At 37.8% G+C, this 21,782-nt stretch carries 16 protein-coding genes and 1 tRNA gene; 7 read left to right on the forward strand and 10 right to left on the reverse strand.

Features of this window, described 5'->3' with window-relative positions; genetic code table 11:
- Window positions 1-175 precede the first annotated feature (175 nt).
- The 3 genes from rseP to IO90_RS02405 all read left to right on the forward strand — a co-directional run bounded on the left by rseP (window position 176) and on the right by IO90_RS02405 (window position 2,169).
- The gene (gene rseP / locus IO90_RS02395; RefSeq protein WP_034963563.1) at window positions 176-1,657 is read left to right on the forward strand and encodes an RIP metalloprotease RseP; all 1,482 of its coding nucleotides are present in this window, start codon (window positions 176-178) and stop codon (window positions 1,655-1,657) included.
- 85 nt (window positions 1,658-1,742) lie between these two features.
- Window positions 1,743-1,816 (forward strand) — tRNA-Asn (locus tag IO90_RS02400).
- 137 nt (window positions 1,817-1,953) lie between these two features.
- Window positions 1,954-2,169 carry a hypothetical protein gene (locus IO90_RS02405; protein ID WP_034963565.1) on the forward strand — a complete coding sequence of 72 codons (216 nt, stop codon included), beginning with the start codon at window positions 1,954-1,956 and terminating at the stop codon, window positions 2,167-2,169.
- A 58-nt stretch (window positions 2,170-2,227) separates the two neighbouring features.
- On the opposite strand, the gene IO90_RS02410 is transcribed toward IO90_RS02405, so the two are convergent.
- Window positions 2,228-4,579, reverse strand: coding sequence for an outer membrane beta-barrel family protein (locus IO90_RS02410; protein ID WP_034964227.1), 2,352 nt, complete (start codon window positions 4,577-4,579; stop codon window positions 2,228-2,230).
- 186 nt (window positions 4,580-4,765) lie between these two features.
- Between IO90_RS02410 and IO90_RS02415 the strand changes: the two genes are divergently transcribed.
- A complete protein-coding gene (locus tag IO90_RS02415) occupies window positions 4,766-6,067 on the forward strand; it encodes a sensor histidine kinase (RefSeq protein ID WP_034963567.1) in 1,302 nt (433 codons plus the stop codon).
- Entirely contained in the window at window positions 6,057-6,731 is a 675-nt protein-coding gene (locus IO90_RS02420) for a response regulator transcription factor (RefSeq protein WP_034963568.1), read from the forward strand. The genes IO90_RS02415 and IO90_RS02420 overlap by 11 nt, the downstream gene beginning before the upstream one ends.
- A 7-nt stretch (window positions 6,732-6,738) precedes the next feature.
- On the opposite strand, the gene IO90_RS02425 is transcribed toward IO90_RS02420, so the two are convergent.
- The 9 genes from IO90_RS02425 to IO90_RS02465 form a co-directional block, all read right to left on the reverse strand.
- Window positions 6,739-7,470 (reverse strand): DUF3667 domain-containing protein, encoded by a 732-nt coding sequence (locus tag IO90_RS02425; protein ID WP_081871759.1) that lies wholly within the window; start codon window positions 7,468-7,470, stop codon window positions 6,739-6,741.
- An 11-nt stretch (window positions 7,471-7,481) separates the two neighbouring features.
- On the reverse strand, window positions 7,482-8,690 hold the full coding sequence (locus tag IO90_RS02430; RefSeq protein WP_034963570.1) for a glycosyltransferase: 1,209 nt from the start codon (window positions 8,688-8,690) through the stop codon (window positions 7,482-7,484).
- 358 nt (window positions 8,691-9,048) lie between these two features.
- Entirely contained in the window at window positions 9,049-10,056 is a 1,008-nt protein-coding gene (locus tag IO90_RS02435; RefSeq protein ID WP_034963571.1) for a quinone-dependent dihydroorotate dehydrogenase, read from the reverse strand.
- 70 nt (window positions 10,057-10,126) lie between these two features.
- The gene (locus tag IO90_RS02440) at window positions 10,127-14,959 is read right to left on the reverse strand and encodes a DNA repair ATPase (RefSeq protein ID WP_034963572.1); all 4,833 of its coding nucleotides are present in this window, start codon (window positions 14,957-14,959) and stop codon (window positions 10,127-10,129) included.
- 120 nt (window positions 14,960-15,079) lie between these two features.
- Window positions 15,080-17,194, reverse strand: coding sequence for a flotillin family protein (locus tag IO90_RS02445; protein WP_051878205.1), 2,115 nt, complete (start codon window positions 17,192-17,194; stop codon window positions 15,080-15,082).
- A gap of 3 nt (window positions 17,195-17,197) precedes the next feature.
- The gene (locus IO90_RS02450; protein WP_034963573.1) at window positions 17,198-17,875 is read right to left on the reverse strand and encodes a hypothetical protein; all 678 of its coding nucleotides are present in this window, start codon (window positions 17,873-17,875) and stop codon (window positions 17,198-17,200) included.
- Between the two features lie 29 nt (window positions 17,876-17,904).
- Complete coding sequence (locus IO90_RS02455) at window positions 17,905-18,099, reverse strand: DUF4177 domain-containing protein (RefSeq protein WP_034963574.1); 195 nt, start codon at window positions 18,097-18,099, stop codon at window positions 17,905-17,907.
- 18 nt (window positions 18,100-18,117) lie between these two features.
- Window positions 18,118-18,810: a PspA/IM30 family protein gene (locus tag IO90_RS02460; protein ID WP_034963577.1), complete on the reverse strand. Its 693-nt coding sequence runs from the start codon at window positions 18,808-18,810 to the stop codon at window positions 18,118-18,120.
- Window positions 18,811-18,821: 11 nt separating this feature from the next.
- Window positions 18,822-19,211, reverse strand: coding sequence for a hypothetical protein (locus tag IO90_RS02465; RefSeq protein WP_034963579.1), 390 nt, complete (start codon window positions 19,209-19,211; stop codon window positions 18,822-18,824).
- Between the two features lie 95 nt (window positions 19,212-19,306).
- On the opposite strand from IO90_RS02465, the gene IO90_RS02470 reads away from it, so the two are divergent.
- Together IO90_RS02470 and IO90_RS02475 are read left to right on the forward strand one after the other, a co-directional pair.
- Window positions 19,307-19,966 carry a helix-turn-helix domain-containing protein gene (locus tag IO90_RS02470; protein WP_034963580.1) on the forward strand — a complete coding sequence of 220 codons (660 nt, stop codon included), beginning with the start codon at window positions 19,307-19,309 and terminating at the stop codon, window positions 19,964-19,966.
- A 108-nt stretch (window positions 19,967-20,074) separates the two neighbouring features.
- Complete coding sequence (locus IO90_RS02475; RefSeq protein ID WP_081871760.1) at window positions 20,075-21,730, forward strand: tetratricopeptide repeat protein; 1,656 nt, start codon at window positions 20,075-20,077, stop codon at window positions 21,728-21,730.
- Window positions 21,731-21,782: the final 52 nt, after the last annotated feature.

Below are 21,782 nucleotides of genomic sequence, written 5' to 3' on the forward strand. Positions count from 1 at the left end.
TTCTATTTAAAATGAAATCGTCTGCAAAAAAGATTGGGAGTGGAAGGCGGATAAAGCTGCCCAAATAAAAACGGTGATTCTGAGATTGAAAATGACTTTCTGACAACAATTTTACTTTGGTAAAGTTTCTTACTAATTGATTACCTTTGCCTACTTATAATTTTAAAACATATTAATGGAATTAGCATTAAAAATATTTCAGTTCGTACTGAGCATTTCTATCCTTGTAACATTACACGAAATCGGGCACTTCTTGCCAGCGAAATGGTTCAAAACCAAAGTAGATAAATTCTTTTTATTCTTCGACCCGTATTTTTCCATTTTCGCGATGAAAAAAATCAACGGAAAATGGCAATATAAATTCCTTTCTAAAAACCAACCGACGGAACAAGAAGTTGAAATCGACGGGAAAACCGTTTTGGTCCCTATCGATGTTTCAAAACTTCCGGACAACGACTGGAGAAAACACGAAGGTGTGAAATACGGAATCGGATGGCTTCCATTCGGAGGTTATGTGAAAATCGCCGGAATGGTGGACGAAAGTATGGACACGGAACAATTGAAAAAACCGGCAGAACCTTGGGAATTCCGCGCAAAACCGGCTTGGCAACGATTGATCATCATGCTTGGTGGTGTAACGGTCAATTTCTTTTTGGCTTGGTTGATTTTCGGTTCGTTATCCTATTTCTATGGCGAAGAAAATTACGATACCAACCGACTTGGTGGCAAGATGTACTATTCTGAACCTTCTTTGAAAATGGGTTTTGAAAACGGCGATAAGATTTTGAAAGTTGATGGCAAATCGCAAAAGGATTTTGACAAATTATCTTTGGATGTTTTGTTGAGTGACAACATTACTGTTCTCAGAAACGGAAAAGAAGTGACTTTCCCAACTAGCGACGAAGGAAAAGCGATGGTGTTGCAAGCAGACGTTCCGAAAGCTTTCCTGATGCCGAGAATTGCGCCAACGGTTGACACAATTATACAGAAACCAACGCTGGATGCAGGTCTTAAAATTGGCGATAAGATCGTGAGCATCGACAATCAGAAAATCGAGTACTACGATGAGTTAGCGCCGATCGTTTCCAAAAAAGCAGGCTCAAACGTTGATTTTGTTGTTGAGCGTGGGCAGACTTTGGTTCCATTGTCGATTCCTGTAGACAAAGAAGGAAAAATTGGAGTTAACTCCTACAAAGCCTACAAAAAAATGATGACGCTAAATCATTTTACTTTTGCGGAATCCATTGGCAGAGGTTACACAAGAACTATTGAGAGTTTGACTTATCAGGTAAAGCAATTCAAATTGATCTTCAACAAAACCATCAAAGGTTACAAAAAAGTTGGTGGCCCCATTGCGATCGTAAACAATATGCACGTGGACAAAACCAAAGATGGCGACCTGTCTATCAACTGGCAACAGTTTTGGTCTTTTACGGCTAAGTTTTCGATCTGGTTGGCATTCCTTAATTTGATTCCGATTCCAGGCTTGGATGGCGGTCACGTTCTGTTTACATTGTGGGAGATCATCACAAGAAAACCAGTTCCGCAGAAAGTTTTGGAAAATGCGCAAATGGTGGGTGTAATTTTCTTGTTGGGGCTAATGGCGTTAATATTTGGAAATGATATAGTTAAGCTGATAGTGCAAGCTATAGGCTAAAAAAATTAAAAAAAGTTTCAAAAAAAGTTTTGGAGTTTTTAAAAAAGTTTCTATATTTGCACACGCTTAAAGCAAAAAGAAACATTCCTCTTTAGCTCAGTTGGTTAGAGCATCTGACTGTTAATCAGAGGGTCGCTGGTTCGAGCCCAGCAAGAGGAGCAAAACCATCACAGAAATGTGGTGGTTTTTGTTTTTATATAATATTAAATCTCACAACTACAATTTTAACATAGATTGGCAAAGAAATTGTGTAGTCCATTATGTACTTAATAACTAACAATTTAAAACTGACCACTATGAATATTTCTTACTACGATTTCAAAAATTTGCCGAATGAATCTCAGTGTGACATCGTTTTGAACCAAGGTCATCTGATGAACGAAACCATCAAAAATGAACTGAAATTTGTTCTGTACGAGATTTCGTCCTTCACCGTTGAGATTGTTTACAATAAAAACAACAGGATTGCGTCGATGAACGTCTTCCAAAACAAATCAGCCTACGCTAACTAAATATAGAAAACACTATCAGATTTTGATAGTGTTTTTGCTTTCATAAAGATTCCGATTTCTAAAGTCGCTTCTGCTCGTCCGTCTTGTTTCCAGCCTTCGCCTCTTTCACTTTTTGATTTCCAAAATTATATTTCAGATTGATGATGAAATACCGCGTGTCCCGATAATCCTTGAAATATTGATTCTGATTCGCATAATTTGTCGAAATTGTATTTCTATCTGTTTTGAAAATATCATTGAAAACCAATCCCGCTTCCAACTTCTTATCAAACATTTTTTTATTAATGATAACGTAAGTATTCTGCGAAGAACTGATATCAAAAGAACCTTGAATCGTCTTCGAATTATAGACATAACCCACATTCAAATCCCAGGTTTTTGCTTTGTCCAAAGTGATTTGTGTTGATAGATTCGTATTGTAGAAGAACACATCATTTTTGTAAAGGATTTGGTCCACGCCCAAAAAATAATTTTCCTGAAATTCTCCCATCACAAAAACATTCAGCTTCCAATATGGCTTTATAGAGAAGCTTTTAGAAACATTCGCACCCACGTTTTTCCCGTGGTCGATGTTTGTGAAGTTATAGACCGTTTCAAAAGTTTCAGGATTTTGGATTGAAATTTCCATCGACGGGTCTTTGATGTAACTGAAATACGTTTCGAAGTTCCAGTTTTTCACCGTGTAAGTCAAACTCAAGTTGTGAATGATGGTCGATTTCAAATTCGCATCGCCTTGAAAATAAGAATACAAATTATAATAAGACCTCGATGGATTCAGGAAATCGTAATTCGGTCGGTCGATTCTTTTGCCGTACGAAAATCCCAATTGCTGGTCATCGTTCAAAGTGTACATCGCATAAAAAGTTGGGAAAAGTCCAGTTCGCGTTCTGTTGTTTTCAACTGTTGGATTGTCAGATTTTGTTTTGATAGCGGTTGTTTCCGACCTTAATCCAGCTTTTAGTTCCCATTTTTTCAATTTATACTCTGATGAAACGTAAACGGCAAAAATATTCTCTTTATAATCAAACAAATTGCTTTTCAGAGGATTATAGATGATGGATTCCCGAGTTCCATCAAAAAAATCAAGGTCATTTTCATTGTGCACAAAACTATATTTAATTCCACCTTCCAATGTGAATTTTTCCTTTGTCAATCGGTAATCCAACTGCGAAGAGTACAGCGAAATGTCCTGCATATTCTTACTTCCAAATCGGTTGTAATCTTCAGGCTGGTCCACAAAATTGAGTTGCGTTTCAATGTCCTGATTTTCCTTATATTTTTTCGTACTGAAATTATTTGTCCAAGTCAAATTCTGGTCACCCAATTTCTTATCAAAAACCAGATAGGAATTAAAACTATTATTAAACTCATTTTTCTGATTCGATGTCAAATAATTGGACTGCAATTGACCATCTTCCGTACTATAAATATTCGTCGGAACCTTGTAATGACCATTATTATTCGGGGCATTGTAGCCATCAAAACCAAACTGAACGGTTGACAAACTATCCAAACTGTATTGCCCGGCGAAATTGTAAATATGTTGTTCGTGCGCGTGCGTTTTCCTCGTCATATCGCTTTCCCAGCGTGTTTTGTCATTGTTAAAAGTGACGACATCGAAATTTTTCCGAACGTAATCGCCCGTCACAAAATTGTAATTCCCGCTCAGTTGCCATTTTCCCGTGTTGTAAGATTGCGCCGTTCCAATCATTCCTTTCGCATAAATCGATTGATGATAACGCGTCGAAATCCGTCCTTTGTAACCAGAAAGGACATTTTTTTTCATTTTGATATTAATGATGGCGCTTCCCTGAGCTTCATACTTCGCAGGCGGATTGGTGATGACTTCCACAGACGAAACGTTGTTGCCATCGGTGTTTTCCAAGAGTTGTTTCAATTGCTCCTGCGTCATCAAAGTTTTTTTATCATTAATGGTCACGATGATTTGCGAATTCCCACGAACACTCAATTCTTCATTTTTCACCAAGACATTTGGTGTGCTTTTCAAAATATCCCAAGCGTTCAGATTTTGAAGTGGCGTATTATCGATATTGAATTCCAATCGGTCGATTTGCCTTTTCAGCAAAGGTTTATTTGCTTTGATTGTGACAGCTTCGATGTTGTTCAAAGTATCTTTTTTAAGGATAATATTCAACGACAAATCACTTTCCTCGAGCGTCAATTCATAATCCCGAAAACCAGATTTTTTGATGATTAATGAAACTGGAAACGCTGAGATTCCATCAATCACAAAATTTCCTTGCGCATCAGAATTGTAAATTTTATTTTCATTGATTTGAATAATGCCGTCCGAAATCGGTTCCTGATTTTCATTTTCAAGATGTCCTTTGATGCTTTGACTCCAAACCAAAATTGGGAATATCATTAAAATTGTGATGTAATATTTCATTTCATTAATTTTCTCCAAAATTGAGACAGTTTGCATCAAAGTTTTGTTAATGAAGGGTTAACGGACGGTTAATGCTATTTTTGAAAGAAATTTGATTGTATTTTTGACCTTAGAAAATTTTACACAAACCAAAGTCCCATCGGGACGACCATATCCCAACATAGGAATTCATTCCTATAAAGAACTATGAATCGCAAGAGAAACATCACCATCATTTTGTTCACATTCAGCCTGATTATTTTGGTTGCGCTTCAGGCGTATTACATCCAAAACTCGTACAGACTGGAAGAGAAGGACTATAATAGGCAAGCGAAAGAAATCGCCGGTAAGGTAATGGACGAAATGGACAAATTCGACACCGATGCCAATGACAATCGACTTGTGGGTGATTTTGAACGGTTAAAATTGGGAGTTACTTTTCAGGATGAGCAAATAAAATTTCCCGATAAGATTTACTCATCAGAAATCCAATACAGCCAAAAAATGGAATCTCTACTAAAGAAAAATGTTGGAAATTCCGGATTTGAAATGGCGATGAAGAATGAGATTTATTCAGTTTTGGATGAATTGAAGAATGAAGAACTTCTTCCAAAAGGTAAATCGATTACGCTCTTCCAAACGATTAACAAGGTTGAAAAACCGATGTCGCTGACGGAAAGTATTTGGTCAAGCCACCAATCAAAAACCAATACTGATTTGAATGTTGATGAACGTTATAATTATTTGGTGAAGTCAAAAGCGACTTATCAATTGTTGAATATTCAGTATTTGGTTTTGAGGAAAATTATTCCTTTAATTATCATTAGTTTATTGATTATAATTCTGATTATTTATTTGTTCAGAAACAGTATTAAAAACTTAAATAGACAAGAGAAGAAAATCTCGCAACTTCACACCACCATCGATTCCATCGCGCACGAACTGAACACGCCAATCACAACGTTGAAATTTTCAATCGTCCAAACCTCAGATTCTGAAACCAAAGCTCTGCTGGAACGTCAAATCAAACGTCTGGAAAATATTGTAAAATCCATTCACCATTCGGATTCTGAGGATATTTTGATTGATAAGATTGAAATAGAAAATTACTTTTCAAACATAAAAAAAACTTATAAAGACATTAACTTTAAGATTAATCTGGATTTATTTAAGAATAAAATTCTTCGTCAAACTGACTTCACACAAATGATGGACAATCTTATCGATAATTCAGTAAAATACGGCGCGAAGAACTTAGATATTATCATTAATGACAATCTTGAAATCGAAATCTCCGACGACGGAATCGGAATTCCAAAAGACGATTTGAAATTTATTTTTGACAAATATTACCGTGTTTCCAGAACCGAAAACCTGAACATCAATGGTTTGGGCGTTGGTTTATTTTTGGTGAAATCTATCGTTGATAAATACAAAGGGAAAATCTCTGTAAAATCCAATCCTGACAAAGGCATAACTTTTAAAATCCAGATTCCAAATGAAAACTAAAATCATTTTGGTAGAAGACGATGCAGACTTGGGAATGGTTTTGAAACAGTATCTGGAATTCTCAGATTTCGAGGTCAATTGGATTCCTAATCCCGAACTTATCATTGATAATAAAGAAATCATCCAAGATTATCAATTGGCGATTTTGGACGTGATGCTTCCTTTTATGGACGGTTTCGAACTGTCAAAAGAAATCAGAAAAACCTCTGATATACCATTCCTGTTTCTAACCGCAAAAGGTCAAAGTATTGATAAAATCTTAGGTTTAAAACTCGGCGCCGACGATTATATCACAAAACCCTGCGAACCGGAAGAACTGATTCTGCGCATCAAAAACATTCTGAAAAGACAGCGAAATTCAACAAATGAAATTATTAAAATTGGGCATTATTCCTTCATTCCGTTGCAATTCCAATTAAGATTTGAAACCGAAATTTTTCAATTGACAGAGAAAGAATCGGAGCTTTTGCTTTTACTTTCAAAGAACAATCACAAAATAATCAACCGAAAAGAAATCCTAGAAAATCTCTGGGGCGAAAATGATTATTTTCTCGGCAGAAGTCTGGATGTTTTTATGACCAGACTTCGGAAATATCTTCAAAAAGATGAAAGGATCAAGTTCGAATCCGTGCGTGGAATCGGCTTCAAAGTAGAATTTCCTTGATTATTAATTAAAATTGATAATACAACATCACCGCCAACATCATCAGAATAAGCATTATAATGTGACTTAAAATTGACCGGATAATGACATTTCCCATTTTCATCTGGTTGAAAAACTGAATATTGGTCCAAAAATTCAGCCCCAAATCTACCAAATAGATGAACAACATTATGGTTCCGATGCTCATCGAATGTTTTAGCACGAAGATGAAAGGCAGGAATGCAAGCTGAACTATCAGCCTCTGTCCCGCCTTGAATGTGTTCAGAATCAAATATTCTACGAAATTGTAACCTCTGTTGTAAAAACACAAAAATGTCCCTGCCGTGTAAAGTGGAATCGTTGCAAGCGTGAGCCAGCCGTAATGTTCCAACATCCATTCATTTAGCAGAATCGTTTTATCATCGGACAAGATCTTATCAGAAGAATTTGCAGATAATTCGAAAAGGTTGATGTGGAACAAATGGCAAAGCAGAATGTAAAATCCAGCCAATATCAAAATGAAGGAAAGCGGTTGGCTGTGATTCACCCTTTTCCCTTCCAGATACTCGCGGATTGCGTGTCCAGGTCGTATGAACAGTTGTTTACTGGTGTAGAAAAGTCCAGCATTCACGTGGAAAAAACTATGCGGAATCTCGTGTTTCAAATAATGAAAATCGATTCTTTCCGTTTCCACTGTTTGTCCGCAATTGTTGCAGAATTTCCCTTCAAAACGATGTCCGCAGTTTTTACACGTTTGCATAATTTTCAGTTTTAATTTGTTTTCTTATTCTTCTCCTCGATCCAGCGACTCATATATTTCGTCGAATTCAGTTGATGATGTTGCAGGATTTTTCCAAGATAATTTTCAGTTCTGTGACTTTCCAAATTTTCCATTAATTCTGAAACTTTATTAATGAAAGAATCGACAAATAAATCTTTTCTAAACAAAGAATCCAAAATTCGATAACCATTCTCCTGAGCAGGATTCCAAAGATTTTCATTTTGATAAAGTTCAATTGCTTTCAACACAAAAACCTCATCAGAATCTTTAATAAAACCGTTCCAAGGCAAATCTCTATGCATCGCTTCTGCACCTATTGAACTTGTCACATTGGGTAAACCAAATTTCATACTTTCCCAAAGTTTACCTTTTAAACCTGCTCCAAAAGGAATAGGCGCAAGAAGAACTTTTACTTGATTAAAAACATCTTCAACAGAATTCGCTCTTCCTTTCACCAAAAATCCATCTTTCTCATTGTGAAGTTCCAAAACTTTCTGACTGGTGTAAGCACCATAAATATGAAGTTCGGCTTCCGGAAGTTGTTTCTTGATCGATTTCCAGATCTGTTTCAACTTCAAAACCGTTTGCCAATTCGGTTCGTGCAAGAAGTTTCCGATGCTCACAAAATGTTTTCTGTCTTCAAAAGGTGTTTTACTTCTCTCAAAATGTTCAGTTAAAAACGGAATATAAAACAACATATTTGGATTGATTTTAAAATCATCAACCAAAAAATCATATTCAAATTCCGAAATAATCAGCGACAGATCACAACGCAAAATCGACGCAATTTCCCGCACAAAAATATCATTAATGAAATCCTTCTTCTCAACATTTCGTTTTTCAACAAAAACCTTTCGCCTTGCTTCTCTCAGAAAATGCAAATCTTCCGTATCAACGATTTTTAAAGCATTCGGACAATTCTCAGAAACACGCCAACCGAACTGTTCCTCAGTCACATAGCGATCAAAAAGAACAACATCAGGATTCAGATCTCTGATTTTCTCATCAAAACTCTCATTATTGATTTCAATTTTTTGAATCTCAATTTTTTCTGAAAATTCGATATTATTTGAAGCGGTCAAAAAAGTGATTTTATAATCTGCTTCAGAAAAAACCTGGATCAACTGCATCATCCGATGACCAGCTGCAGTAGAAGCTGGCTCAGGAATCACAAGACCAATAATAACGAGATGTTTCATGTGGAACAAAAATAGAGATTCTTATTTGAATATTTTGGGTAGCTATTTCCGTCTTCCACTCCCAAACCTAACGAAGTGATTCATCGATTCAAATAAAAAAATATAAACTCTGAGATAGGTCGGGCTGCAGGATTCGATAAAAAAACTTCGGTAAAAAACCCAACTTTGTCATTTCATAGAAAATCTAACGTAGTAGTTCGACTAAGTCAATCTCAGCTATATAGATTCCATAGGATGACAAAAATGATCGTTAGTTTAGTGTTAAAACTGAAAACGGACATTTACACAAGCTATTTTTATATAACTTTTTGAAGCTTTAATTTTAAATTTTCTTTTGTGACTTTTGTGGTTCAAACTCTTACTTTCTCTTCAAAATCTCCCGATTGATTTCACTAATCAACTCCGGACCTTCGTAAATAAACCCTGTGTAAAGCTGAACCAGACTCGCGCCAGCATCAAGTTTTTCAATCGCATCTTGCGCTGTGTGGATTCCGCCAACGCCGATGATTGGGAATGCTTTTCCACTTTTTTCGGATAAAAATCTAATAACTTCTGTCGAACGTTTTGTCAATGGTTTTCCGGAAAGTCCGCCGGTTTCGGTTTTGTTTTCTGAGATTAAATTTTCTCTTGACAAAGTCGTATTCGTCGCAATCACGCCAGCGATTTGAGTTTCTTTAATGATATCAATAATATCCAAAAGTTGCTCATCTGTCAAATCTGGTGCGATTTTCAGAAGAATTGGCTTTTGTTTTGGCTTTGCAAGATTGAGGTTTTGAAGCGTTGACAACAATTCTGTCAAAGGTTTTTTGTCCTGAAGTTCGCGGAGATTTGGTGTATTCGGCGAACTGACATTCACAACGAAATAATCAACGTACGGAAATAATTTATCGAAACAGATTTTATAATCGTTGACGGCTTCTTCATTTGGCGTCACTTTATTTTTTCCGATATTTCCGCCGATGAGAACGTTTTTGTTTTTCTTCAATCTTTCGATTGCTTCGTCCACACCGCCATTATTAAAACCCATTCGATTGATGATAGCAGAATCTTCCTTCAATCGGAACAATCGTTTTTTATCATTTCCAGCCTGAGCTTTCGGTGTCAAAGTTCCGATTTCTATGAAGCCAAATCCGAGGTCAGAAAGTTCATTGAAGAGTTTGGCGTCTTTATCAAAACCAGCCGCCAAACCAACCGGATTTTTGAATTTCAATCCGAAAACTTCACGCTCGAGACGTTTGTCAACAATTGGTTTTGGTAAAAATAATTTGGCCAGAAAACCGAAATTCTTGAGAGCAGAAAATGTAAAGTGGTGAACTTCTTCTGGGTCGAATTTGAAAAGAAGCGGACGAATTAGGCTTTTGTACATCGGAGAAAAGTTTTACAAATCTACAAAATCATAAACGAAAAAAGCCCAATCGCGTGATTAGGCTTTGATTTTATTTGTTTTTGATTGCGTTGATAATGCCCTCAAGATTTTCATTGAATTCTAAAAACTGGGCAAATACTTTGTCGTCTTTTCCGAGTCCGCCGTGCTTGTTGTTCTTTTTGAAAATCTCTTTGATGTCTTCCCAGCGTTGTTTCTCATCATCGGTCATTAATCCCGCTAATTGTTTCAATTTCAATAGATTGCTTTCCGTGTCCGCGGTCAAAGTCTGTGACTCGTTTTCGTAATGGGAAAGGATGAGCTGGTCTATTTCCTCGTCATTCATCATCGGAACGACTTGCGTAACCAATTTGCTCATATTCCTGTAAGAACCTTGCATTTTGAAAGGCGGTTCCGTTCTGTAAGAATCCTGCATCGCCGCAGATTGGATGTAGTTCTGATTGACTTTGATGACCACATTTCTGATTTTCAAAATATGTCTCAAAACTGAATTAAAATCGTCGATTTCCTGCTTCTGATAATTGCCTTCCAAATCCGGAAGTTGTTCTGCTCCAGATTCTACAAAGTTGGTCAAGGCGTAAAAATCTTTGAAGGATTTGCTGGCGATTTTTTCCAGATTCGGATTTTCAATCGACGCATTTTCAATCAAACTTAAATTGAACAAATGTTCCGTATCACCGATGACATCACCCAAATTGTACACATCTGCACGGTTTGCAAGCATATCCGGAATTTGGAATTTCGAACCGCTTTCTGTGTACGGATTTCCCGCCATCACGATGCAAAATCGCTTTCCACGCAAATCGTAGGTTTTACTTTCACCTTGGAAAATCCCGTCAATTTTTCTTTGTCCATCGGCCAATGAAATGAATTTCTGCAAAAACTCTGTGTTCAAATGCTGAATATCATCCAGATACAACATCACATTATCCGCCATTTCGAAAGCGAGATTGATTTTTTTCAATTCTTCTCTTTCGCCGGAAGTTTTGGCTTCAATCGAGTCAATGGAAGTGATGGAATGTCCGATGGTTGGACCATTGACTTTCACAAAATGAAGTCCCATTGTTTTGGCAAGATATTCCATCAAGGTTGTTTTTCCGTAACCTGGAGGAGAAATCAAGAGCAACATTCCCATTCTCGCCGTACGTTTGTTGTCTCCAGCTGTGCCCAATTGCTTTGAAAGATTGTTTCCTATCAATGGAAAATAAACCTCGTTGATTAATTTGTTTCGAACGAATGACGTTAAAACTTTTGGCTCGAACTCGTTGATTTTAAGTTCCTTTTCGTAATTTTTGCTGAGCTGTTCTTTTAGTTTTAAGAAAGATGCGAAACGAGGAACTTTAACAGTTTCAAAAAAATGTAACTTATGAATGAAAGCATAATAGTCAAGTTTTAAATTTCCGTTTTCCAGCGTGGGATGATTCCCTTTCAAGTCTGTGATTTCTGCTTCATCTTTTCCAAAAATCAGTTGATATTCGTCCTTTGGGAAGAGTAAAGAAGTGGCTGTCTCTTCTGTGTATTTTCGGTAAATTTCCAGATTTTCGTTTTCATCGATGAAGGAATTGAGCCAATTCAAAACGAGATAGAAACGGTCTGTCAAAGAAAATTGCTCATTCTCCAAATCATTTCTGAAATCTGTCAAAGCTTTTTTCGATTCCAAAAGGCGAACAAATTCCTGATTAAAATGGTCGGAAGATTCGCTAATCGCAAACTTTCCGAATTTTGTCAACGTTTCAAAAAGATATTTTGCAACAATTCGCGAATCCACGTTCGTCAAATCCAATGTCGTTTGCCAAGCTAAAAACTCAGTCGATACTTCATTAATGACAGATTCGAATCTGGTCGAATTTGGGAAAGTCTTCAAAACGGCATTTGTGGAATTCATCAACGCTTGCAATTTTGTTCGTCGCTCCTCTGGAAGATGATGCCAAAACAGTTGCGAAGTGGCTCTCAAATGCGAATCGTAGCGCAAAAGGTCTAACTTTTCGTCCATCGCTTTCAATGCATTGTAGATTTGCAACGCATCAAAATTGTGAACGCCTTTCACATAATTCTCAGAATAATTCTGCTCAATGGTTTGGTTGATGAACTGCTCTGCGTCGAAATCTTTAGAATTCTTGGAAGCCAGAAATGTTTTGTAAGCCAAATATTCGCTTCGATAAACTTCTCCATTTTCCGAAATCAGCTCCTGCTCCCAAATATCCTTGAACGCTGTAATCTCATCATTATTGACTTTCTGATAAAAACTGGTTCCCGTCAAATGATAAAACAACTCGCCGTTTCGGTTCAGCAAAGTGAGGCTTAATGATTGATTATTGACCGAAAATTTATGTTTTCCGAGTGCAATAATATTTTCGCCGTCAACGTACAATTCGGTTTTATCTCTCAGAATTCTCAATGCATCTTCCTGAGATTTTTTGATTAAGTTTTCGAGGTTTTCTGCCTTCGAAACATCATCCAAAGTCTTAAGCTCGGAAACCAACTGACGGATTTTGTCAATCATTAAATCTGAAGCGTAGAAACTCAGGATTTCTTCCCTCGTAGCAAAGGTTTTGGATTTGTTCTCGATGTTTTTGAGAACGCGAAGTCCAATCTGCTCCAAAGAAGAAGTTCGCTTGTTGACTTGCTCGACGATTTGCTCTCTTCTGGTGTTGAAAGCCTTGATGACCTCATCTCTTTTATCTGCAATCTTCAGCGCAAAATCATCAAACTCAGAAAACTTGCTTTCCAATTCTTCGAGCTGAACCACAATCTTGGTGTAATATTCATCCACTTTTTCTGTAGATGTGGAAAGTTCCATATAATTGGCAACGGATTGTTCCAAAAGCGTCATCTGCGCTGTAAACGAGGCAACGGCTTCGGTACTTCTCAGCGACGTCAATTTTCTGGAAAGCGATGCCCGAATTTCATTCAACGAAGAAAAAATAACAGCAATCTTCTCAATGATTTTCGTGGTTTGTGTGGCGTCCTCGATTTTCAGGCTGTTGAGAATATCAATCAAAAGTTCCAGTTCGCCGGAGATTTCGTCGTTGATGGTTTCTACTTCTTTTGCATCAAAAACTTTGGTGATTTCCAGAACTTTCTGCTTCTGAAGTTCCACTTTTTGCTCATAAGGTAAAAGCGCTTCCTCTCGCAAAAGAAAGGCGATGGTTTTGTCCGACAAATCGGTGTTGATTTCGCCTAATTTTTCAAGAAGCGCGTCAACTCCGGAAATATCAATGTAGCGCACATTTTTCAAATCAATCACTTCGCCCTGCAATTTTCTGGCATCGGCAAGCTGATGAACCATTTGGTCCAAAGTTTCGACCGTGGTGCTATTGATTTTGAAAATTAATTCTTCTAATTTCTTATCGGTAACAGACAGAATTTCTTCCGCGTGTTTCCGCTGGGTCTGGACTTTTACAAATTCATCAATCGCTGTGTTGGCAATTTCTTTGATCTGTTTCAAAGGTTCACCTAAATTTTTAAGTGAAGCATCTTTGATCCAAAAATAAGAATCCAAAAGCGTGTTCGATCTGCGAAGAATATCCTCGTACAAACCTTCATACGAATCTTCTTTATTGATCAACTGAATCACCTCCTGCGCTTCCGCCATTGCCTGAACAATCTGCTTGTTCCCCACTTTGTAGAGCGGGTCGTTTTTCTTTTCAAGATTTTCCTTCAGAACAGCCATATACGGCGTTTCCCAAATCTGAACCTGATGATGTCGCGTTGCTTCGGCCTCGGTTCGGAAATAGATCATATTCCCATCATTGAAAACCGTAAAACCATTGCAGATAATCGGTGTTTCTACGGATTGCTGAATGATGTTGTACGACATCAGAATGTAGGTATTGCTCTCCGGCTGAGTAAAGATGTAAAGAAAATCTTCCCCATTTGGCGATGCAATTTTGCGCAGGAACTGGACGTTTTCCAGATGCGCATCGAAAATCTTGTGAACGCCATTTTGCAAATAATAGCCATTCGAAAAAATGATGCCTTGATTGTCCGGAAGCAGAATCGCCGATTCCTTCAGCGAAGGTAAATTGATGACTTCCTTTGTTCTGACATTGAAAACGTAAGTCCGAAAATCCTCCTGATATGGCTTGATTCTAATGGCAATCAGATTTCCGAGGTCTGCGTAATAGTAATCTGCATCGTCCAATTGCTGATCAAGATTGGTCACTTTTTCAGAGTAGATTCCTTTGCCAGAATCTGTGTTGTCCTCGATTTTAAAAGTGATATCGCCCCCCATCGCTTCGATAAAAACCTTGTCCAGAATAGAAACGTGCGGGAATTTGCCCAAACGTCTGTCCTCCAACGTCGTTTTTTTCCATTCAAATTCCAGTTGAGCCGGCGGTTTTACCTCGTGGATGCTTCTATCGTCCTGATAAATCAGTTTTCCATCTTTGATGAGCCATTTGAATGCTTTTAAGTCATCCGTATTTTTGCTGATCTGGAAAATCATATAGAGATAATTCTCCGTTCTTCTGAACTTGGAGAAAATAGAATCGCGGTAATATTTGTAAAGATTCTGATAATCATTAATGAAATTGGCATCAGAGATCACATCCAAAGACTGAGGGATAAATTGCTCTCCATCAAACTGATAGATACTGAAAACATCTTCCAGACGAATCTCTGTCCGAAGTCCAAAATGAACATTGTACCCGAAGATGCAAATGCGGTCGATCGCGATAATTCCTCTCGCTACGCAAGTGTTTTCTGTGTCAATTCTTTGGTTGGCCTTTAGAACAAAATTGGTAGAACTAAAGACTTCTTTTCTTGAAACATTCAGTTCCTGCAAACGTGAGATCAGATCATCTTTCTGCGTCTGCAAACGCTTTCGGATGATTTCGTACGCACCGGAATCCAACTGAATATTTTGATTTTTTGTTTCTTCCATTATAAACAATTTTGAGAATTGTTCTTTGAATTTTTGTCGAAGTTTAATTTGACAGTCGTGCAGTTTCTGTGCGCTTTACCGATTGAAAAGCACACAGATATTTGCACTGGCTTAATATGGTTATCCTAATTTTCTATTGGAAATCCCAAGGTTTTTTGCCATTCCGAAAAGGGAATTGATAAAATTGGTATCCTCCGTATTTTCAGCTGATGAGGAGGCTTGTTGAAGTTTGATCAACGCTGCAGAAACTGTCAGGTTTTTGATGTCGTTGGATGAGATTCCATATCTTTCTGCAAGATTTCTGACTTTTTCTGCCAAGTCACCTTTTCCGTCTGGTCCCATCAAAGAACTTTTGATGTCCAAAGCGTGTTGTGAATTGTTGATCAAGTGGTCAAAACCTTTGGAGTTGGAAACTTGTCGCACGATATTCTCAAAGAACATTGTCTCACCACCAACGATGTCTATCTTCGCAGTTTTCAAAGCTTCAGAAAGCACTTCAGCCTGTGCAGATGCGATATCTTTTTGGATGTTGATTTGAGCCAATTCCACGTCTTTTTCTTTCTGCAACTGTAGCTTGAACTCCTCGTGAGATTGTCCCGCTTCGTTAAGTTTTTTCATCGCGTCAGCTTTTCCTTCGATGCCTTTTGCCTCTGCTAATGCTTTTTCACGAACAACCTCAGCCTGAGCCAAACCTTCCTTGCGAACAGCTTCAGCTTTTTTCTCGATCACAGATGCTTCTTTTTCACCCTGAACTTCCTGAGCTTCTGCCTTGGCAATCATTACTTCTGCTTCTGATAATCCAATTGCCGCTTCTTCTTTAGCTTGTGCTTCCGCGATGATTTTTCTTGCTTCTGCTTCTTTCGTCGCCGCTTCTTTTTTCGCCTCGGCATCAATGATTAATTCTTGAGCCTTTCTTTCTGCAACACTTTTCTGTGCATCGGCATCAATGATTTTCTTTTCCTTTTCCTGCTCGGCGGCAATTCTTGAAGCTTCTGCCGCTTTCACCGTTGCAACCAATCTTTCTTCTGCCTCCTGACTTGCAGCGATAACGCCAGCTTGTTTCTTGCGTTCTGCATCGCGGTAGATTTCTACATCTTTCACGTTTTGTTGCTCTTCTACCACGCCCTTTTCCAATTGTACGCGTTCTTTAATGACATTTTGGATGGATTTTTTCTCCGTTTCGATGGTTCTTTCCTTTTCGATCTGAGCCAGCGTCACGATTCTTTCTCTTTCGGTTTGCTCCAATGCGCGGTCTTTTTCAACTCTTTCGGTTTCTACGGCATCTGTACGCAATTTGTTTTTTTCTGCGATGATGATTTGGCGAAGTTTATTTTCTTCCTGCACTGCAAGCGTTTCCTCGGTTTGGATCCTCACGGTTTCGGATTTCAAACGCTCTTCTTCGTTCACTTTCAGAATCTCGGCATTTTCTCTGGCTTTGATATTTTCGATTTCACGTTTTTGACGTTCTTCTTTTTCTGCCAATTGTCTTTCCAGTTCCAAAATCGCCTCGCGCGCCTCCACGTTTTGTTTTTTGATGGTCTTTTCTTCTGCTCTGCGGATGAGATTGGCGTTCATATTTTGCTGTGCGGTCAATTCTGTGATCTTTCTGATCCCCTCAGAGTCCAAGATATTCTCTGCACTTAGGAAACGCAATTCTGTCTGTTCAAGATAATCAATGGCGCAATCATCTAAGATATAACCATTTAAATCTGTTCCGATGATATTCAGAATCTCATCTCGGAATTCTCTTCTGGCTTCATACAATTCAATAAAATCGAATTTTTTTCCTACTGTTTTCAAAGCTTCAGAAAACTTAGCCTCGAAAATACTTTTCAAAGTTTCTGGGTCAGAGGCTCTTTCGCAACCCAAGTTCTGTGCAACGCTGATGACATCATCCACAGATTTGTTCACTCGCACGAAAAAAGCCACTTTGATGTCTGCACGGATATTGTCTTTACAGATCAATCCGTCGTTTTCCATACGGGCAATGTCAATTTTCTTAACGGAGATGTCCATTATTTCCATCTTATGGAAAATCGGAACCACGTACATCCCTTTGTTGAAGGCAACATTGGTTCCACCAACTCCGGTTCGGACAATGGCTTTTCCTTGCGGAATTTTTTTATAGAATGAACTTAATACTACCAAAAAGGCAATAAAAAGGAAGACGATTATTCCAACGATGAGTAGCATAATATTGCTCCCACCAATCGCTAAAATGGTCATTTGAGTCATAGTTTATTGATTTTTAATGTTATGAATGTTAATTTCTTTTTTTACTAGATATATTCTTTTGTCCTTAGTTTCATCGATGATGATAACGTCGTCATTATAACCAATAGATGCTCCATCGATGCTTTTTACATTAAGCCGAATCACATCTTTGTTGATGACAAATTCTGCAGAACCAATCTTCTCACCTGCAAGACTGGATTTCATAATTCCCGTTCTTCCCAAATAATCGTGTGGTTCTTCGCCTTTGTAGCCGATGCTTTCGTAGAATTTCGCAATCGGTTTTGTGAGCCAGTGCATAATGAAGTAGGTCACGAGAAATATGGGAATCAAAATCAGCAAAGACCAAAACCCGAATTGTCCAATTGAAATAAACAACGATGAGACAATCGTGATAATCCAACCGATGAATTTAAATAAGGTGACAATCACCATCAACGGTGCTTTCCCGATATTGATGAAATCCAAAGCCTTGGAAAAAAATCCTGGCTGGTCGTGATGCACGTCGCCGTCCACATCATTCACATCACCGATTCCCTCAGCGTCCAGATCCGCATCCATCCCGAAATCCAAGCCGTCTCCGGAGAAAAGCACGAAAACCCAGTACAGCAATGAAACACCTGTAAGTACGGTCATTACGCCATTTGGAAGCGGATGAAACAATAGATTAAAGAGTTCTGTCATAGTTTTATTTTTGTGATTTCAATGATACCTTAAATCTCTCTCTTGAACGTGTAATGGAATCCGTAAGCCGTTCCGCTCATATCCCGGCTGGCAACCGAAACCAGTTCCCAGCCGTCCATTCCATACTTGTTAAGCACCTTGTCAATTTCTTCGATGTCGAATTTCCAAGACCAAGTTCCCTTTGGTTTGATCTCTATCGTTTTGTATTCAAATCTTTTTTTCATTATTTATAGTTTTTGTTGTTAAATTCCGAGTTGCCTTTTCAAATCTTCCAGATCTTTGTCCACAGAATTGGTTCCGAGCGCTTCATCTATTTCATCTGTCACGGTTTTGTTTCCCGTAGCCATAGAACCATAAGCCTGTGACAAAGCTTCGTCCTCTTCCACTTTTTCCTTCATTCTCTCCAACATACTGATGGTGGAATTTGAATCGATCTTCGCCATTTGTCGGTTCACTTCTTTGGTCGCGTTGGAAACTTTCACTCTCGCTTTCAAAGTCGAAAGTTCATTTTCCCATTTGTTGATGTTAAATTTAAGAACATCAATATTCTTTTGCAACTCATTGACAGATTTATCATGAACCTCAGCTTGTTTTGTTAATTCCTCAGATTCAGAGACCAATTGTTTTTTTAGCATCAAAGCCTCTTTCGCCAGAGCTTCCGCTTTTTCAGTTTCCAACTCGCTGGATTGTGCTTTTTGCAACAATAGAATTGCTTTTTGCTCAAACTCTTTTGCTTCTTCGCCTTTTTTATCCGCATTGTTTTTGGTGCGGATCGCCAAGGCTTTCACTTTTGCATAAGCTTCCAGAGATTGATCAAGATCATCTCGCATTTCGCGGATTCCTTGTTCCGTCATTTTGATCGGGTCTTCCATCTTTTCGACTACGGAATGAATCTCCGCTTGTCCTATTCTAAAAATTTTTTTAAAAATATTCATTGTATTTGGTTTTAAAGTTTTGAAAATTGAATCAGTTGCTCGTAATATTCACTTATTAGGAGACTCAATGAATTGATGGCTGCCTCGAACTCATTGAAATCCAAATTGTGAATCTGCAAGGTATATCGGAAAATCACTTTTCTACCATCTTCCGTGATTGCAAATGCACCGTGGATCATGTCTCTGTTCTTCATCAGCAGGGATTTGAACATTTCCATCGAATCTGTCGTAATCGTAAAAAGATACTGCTCAAAAATGATGACCGGCGGTGCGATGCCCACAATCAGATTATGGATGCCATCCAAAGAATTTTCTATGACGAAAACTCCCGATTCTTCAGACTTGTGCACTATTTTGTAGTCAAGATTACGAATATATTGCTCTACAGTTTTAAAGTCCATTGTTAGTTACTTTTATAGTTTTTGTTTGTATGTTTGATACAAATATAATACATTTGCTAAAATAATTAGCAACTTTTTATAAATATTTTTGCAAAATGAGCCAAATTGGACATAACATCAAGAAACTCAGAAAGGTCAAAGGCTTTAGCCAACAGGCTTTTGCGGAACTTTTTGAACTTTCGAGAGGAAATATTTCTTCTTATGAGGAGTTAAGAGCCGAACCAAAGATTGACGTTGTGACAAAAATTGCCAATTATTTTAGCATTCCGCTTGACCACTTGTTGAACAATCAACTTTCCGTCAATGAAATATTAAACTTCAACGACCATTTTGAAACTAAAGAACAGGAAATTATTTCAGATTTCAAGACCATTCCCTTCATCGACCGCAATCATATTTCTCAGATTTTGGATTTCCACGACAGTCTGGAATCATTAGCAAAAATCCAATTTCCGATTTACAGCCCGAAAGATTTTCTTGCCCTGGAGTTGGATGAATCTGTGAATCACCATTCCGATTTTCAGTTTCGTGAAACAGATATCGCCTTCTTCAAAAAACTTGAAGTGGATTTGCTTCATACGTTGGACAATCAATACGGTTTATTTTTCAGCAAGGCATCTTTTTTCATTGGGCAATTCCGAGTGAAGGAAAAGCAGATTTTCCTCGTTTTGAATGACTGGCACGAAGAGGAATTTTCAATAGATGACATCGATAATTTCTGGAAATATTACGGCAAATTTGAGAAGTCTGTTTAAGGCTGAAATTTCACTCATAATAATTTATTTTTAGTTCCATTAATACAATTCAAATAATGCAGGAACTAAATCTTTATTATCTTTACTTGTTTTTAGCCAAAAAAGTAAATGATTCCAAAGTGTTTTCGTAGAAATTTAGTTCTTATAATATTTCTGCTTTTGTTGCCTTTTCAGATTTTCGCCATCGACCAAAAAGATTGCGAGAAAATGATCATTGAAGGTGTGGAAGCGATGAACAAAAAGGATTACGCCAAATCTCTTCAAATCCTTACCAAAACCCGAAAAATAGCTCAGGAAAACAAATGGTACCGAGAGGAATTCCTGGCTACGAACAACATCGGCGCGAATTATTATATGCGATTGGACTACGGCGAAGCACTCAACAATTATCTTGATGCCTACAAAATTGCCGTTGCCCATTTGGATGAAAAATCGGAAATGACGGTTCTCAACAACATTGCGATTCTCTATTCCCGAGACAAAAAACAGGACAAAGCGGAAGATTATTTTTTGAAAGCTTACGAACTCGCAGGAAAGGTTAACAATAACATTTCCAAAGGATTATACGCCATCAATCTTACCATCGTTTCCAATGAAAAGAAAGATTACAAAACGGCGAAGAAATATATTGATGAAGCATTGAAACTCACGTCAGACTCACCGTATTATCTTTTGGCGAGATCTACATACGTCGAAACGCTTGTGAATCTGAAGCAATTTGATGAAGCTGAGAAGATATCCACCGAACTTTTGCCCAAGCTAAACGGCGTAGAACATTCGGAATATAAAACCCAAATTTTCTACAATCTCTCTACCATTGCGGAACAGAAAAATGATTTGCAGAAATCTTTTCATTATTTGAAATTGGCGGAAGCAAGCAATCTGAATTACGATTTCAAGGAAAACATCTTCGAGAAGTTCAGCCAATTGTACAAAAAAGAGAACAACATTGAGCGTGCTGTTTCTTACAAAGATTCCATTATGGTCATCAAAGATTCTGTGAACAAAATCAAGAATGGACAGCTTTTCGAAAATAGCAAGATTAAATTTGAACTTCAAAATTCACAGAAGAATTTGGCGGAAAGTCAGGAGAAATTGACAACCGAACGTTCATTTTTCATCAAAGGAATTTTGCTCGCCATCTTTGTATTTGTGATTGTTTTCTGGGCGTTGCGAAACAGCATCGTTAAAAACAAACAGCAGAAGATCATCGAACAAAGCAATGCTGAGATTGCAAAACTGGAACTTGAAAAAGAGAAAAAGAATAAGGAAATCCTTGAAAATCAATTAAAAGAAAAAGAAGTCCTGGCATTGTTGGAAGAAGAAAAATACAAGAATGAGATCGAAGCCAAGAACAGGAAACTCACAACCAAAGCGCTCCAACTCACCACAAAAATTGAATTGATAGACGACCTCGTGAGAACGCTTTCTAGACAAACAGATGATTTTGAGAATCAGGACGTCAGTAACATCATCAAGCAACTTAAGATTTTCCAGAGACAAAGCAGAGAAGAGGAAAGTTTTTTCATCCATTTCGAAGAGGTGAATCAAGGTTTTATTTCGAAAATTAAAACGCTCCATCCAGATCTTAATTCTAATGACATTCGGTTTCTTTCCTATGTTTATATGAACTTGTCGATGAAGGAGATTTCTTCGCTGTTGAGCATCACAACAGAGGCTTGCAGGAAGCGAAAAGAGCGGATCATCAAGAAAATGGAGCAAGATGATAACCTTGACCTATATAACTATATTACAAGCATTTAGCAAATTTGTCACACTATTTCTGATTGCTCGTCCTACTATTTCCGCCCTTAAT

Source organism: Chryseobacterium sp. FH1, from assembly GCF_000735135.1.
Taxonomy (GTDB): domain Bacteria; phylum Bacteroidota; class Bacteroidia; order Flavobacteriales; family Weeksellaceae; genus Epilithonimonas.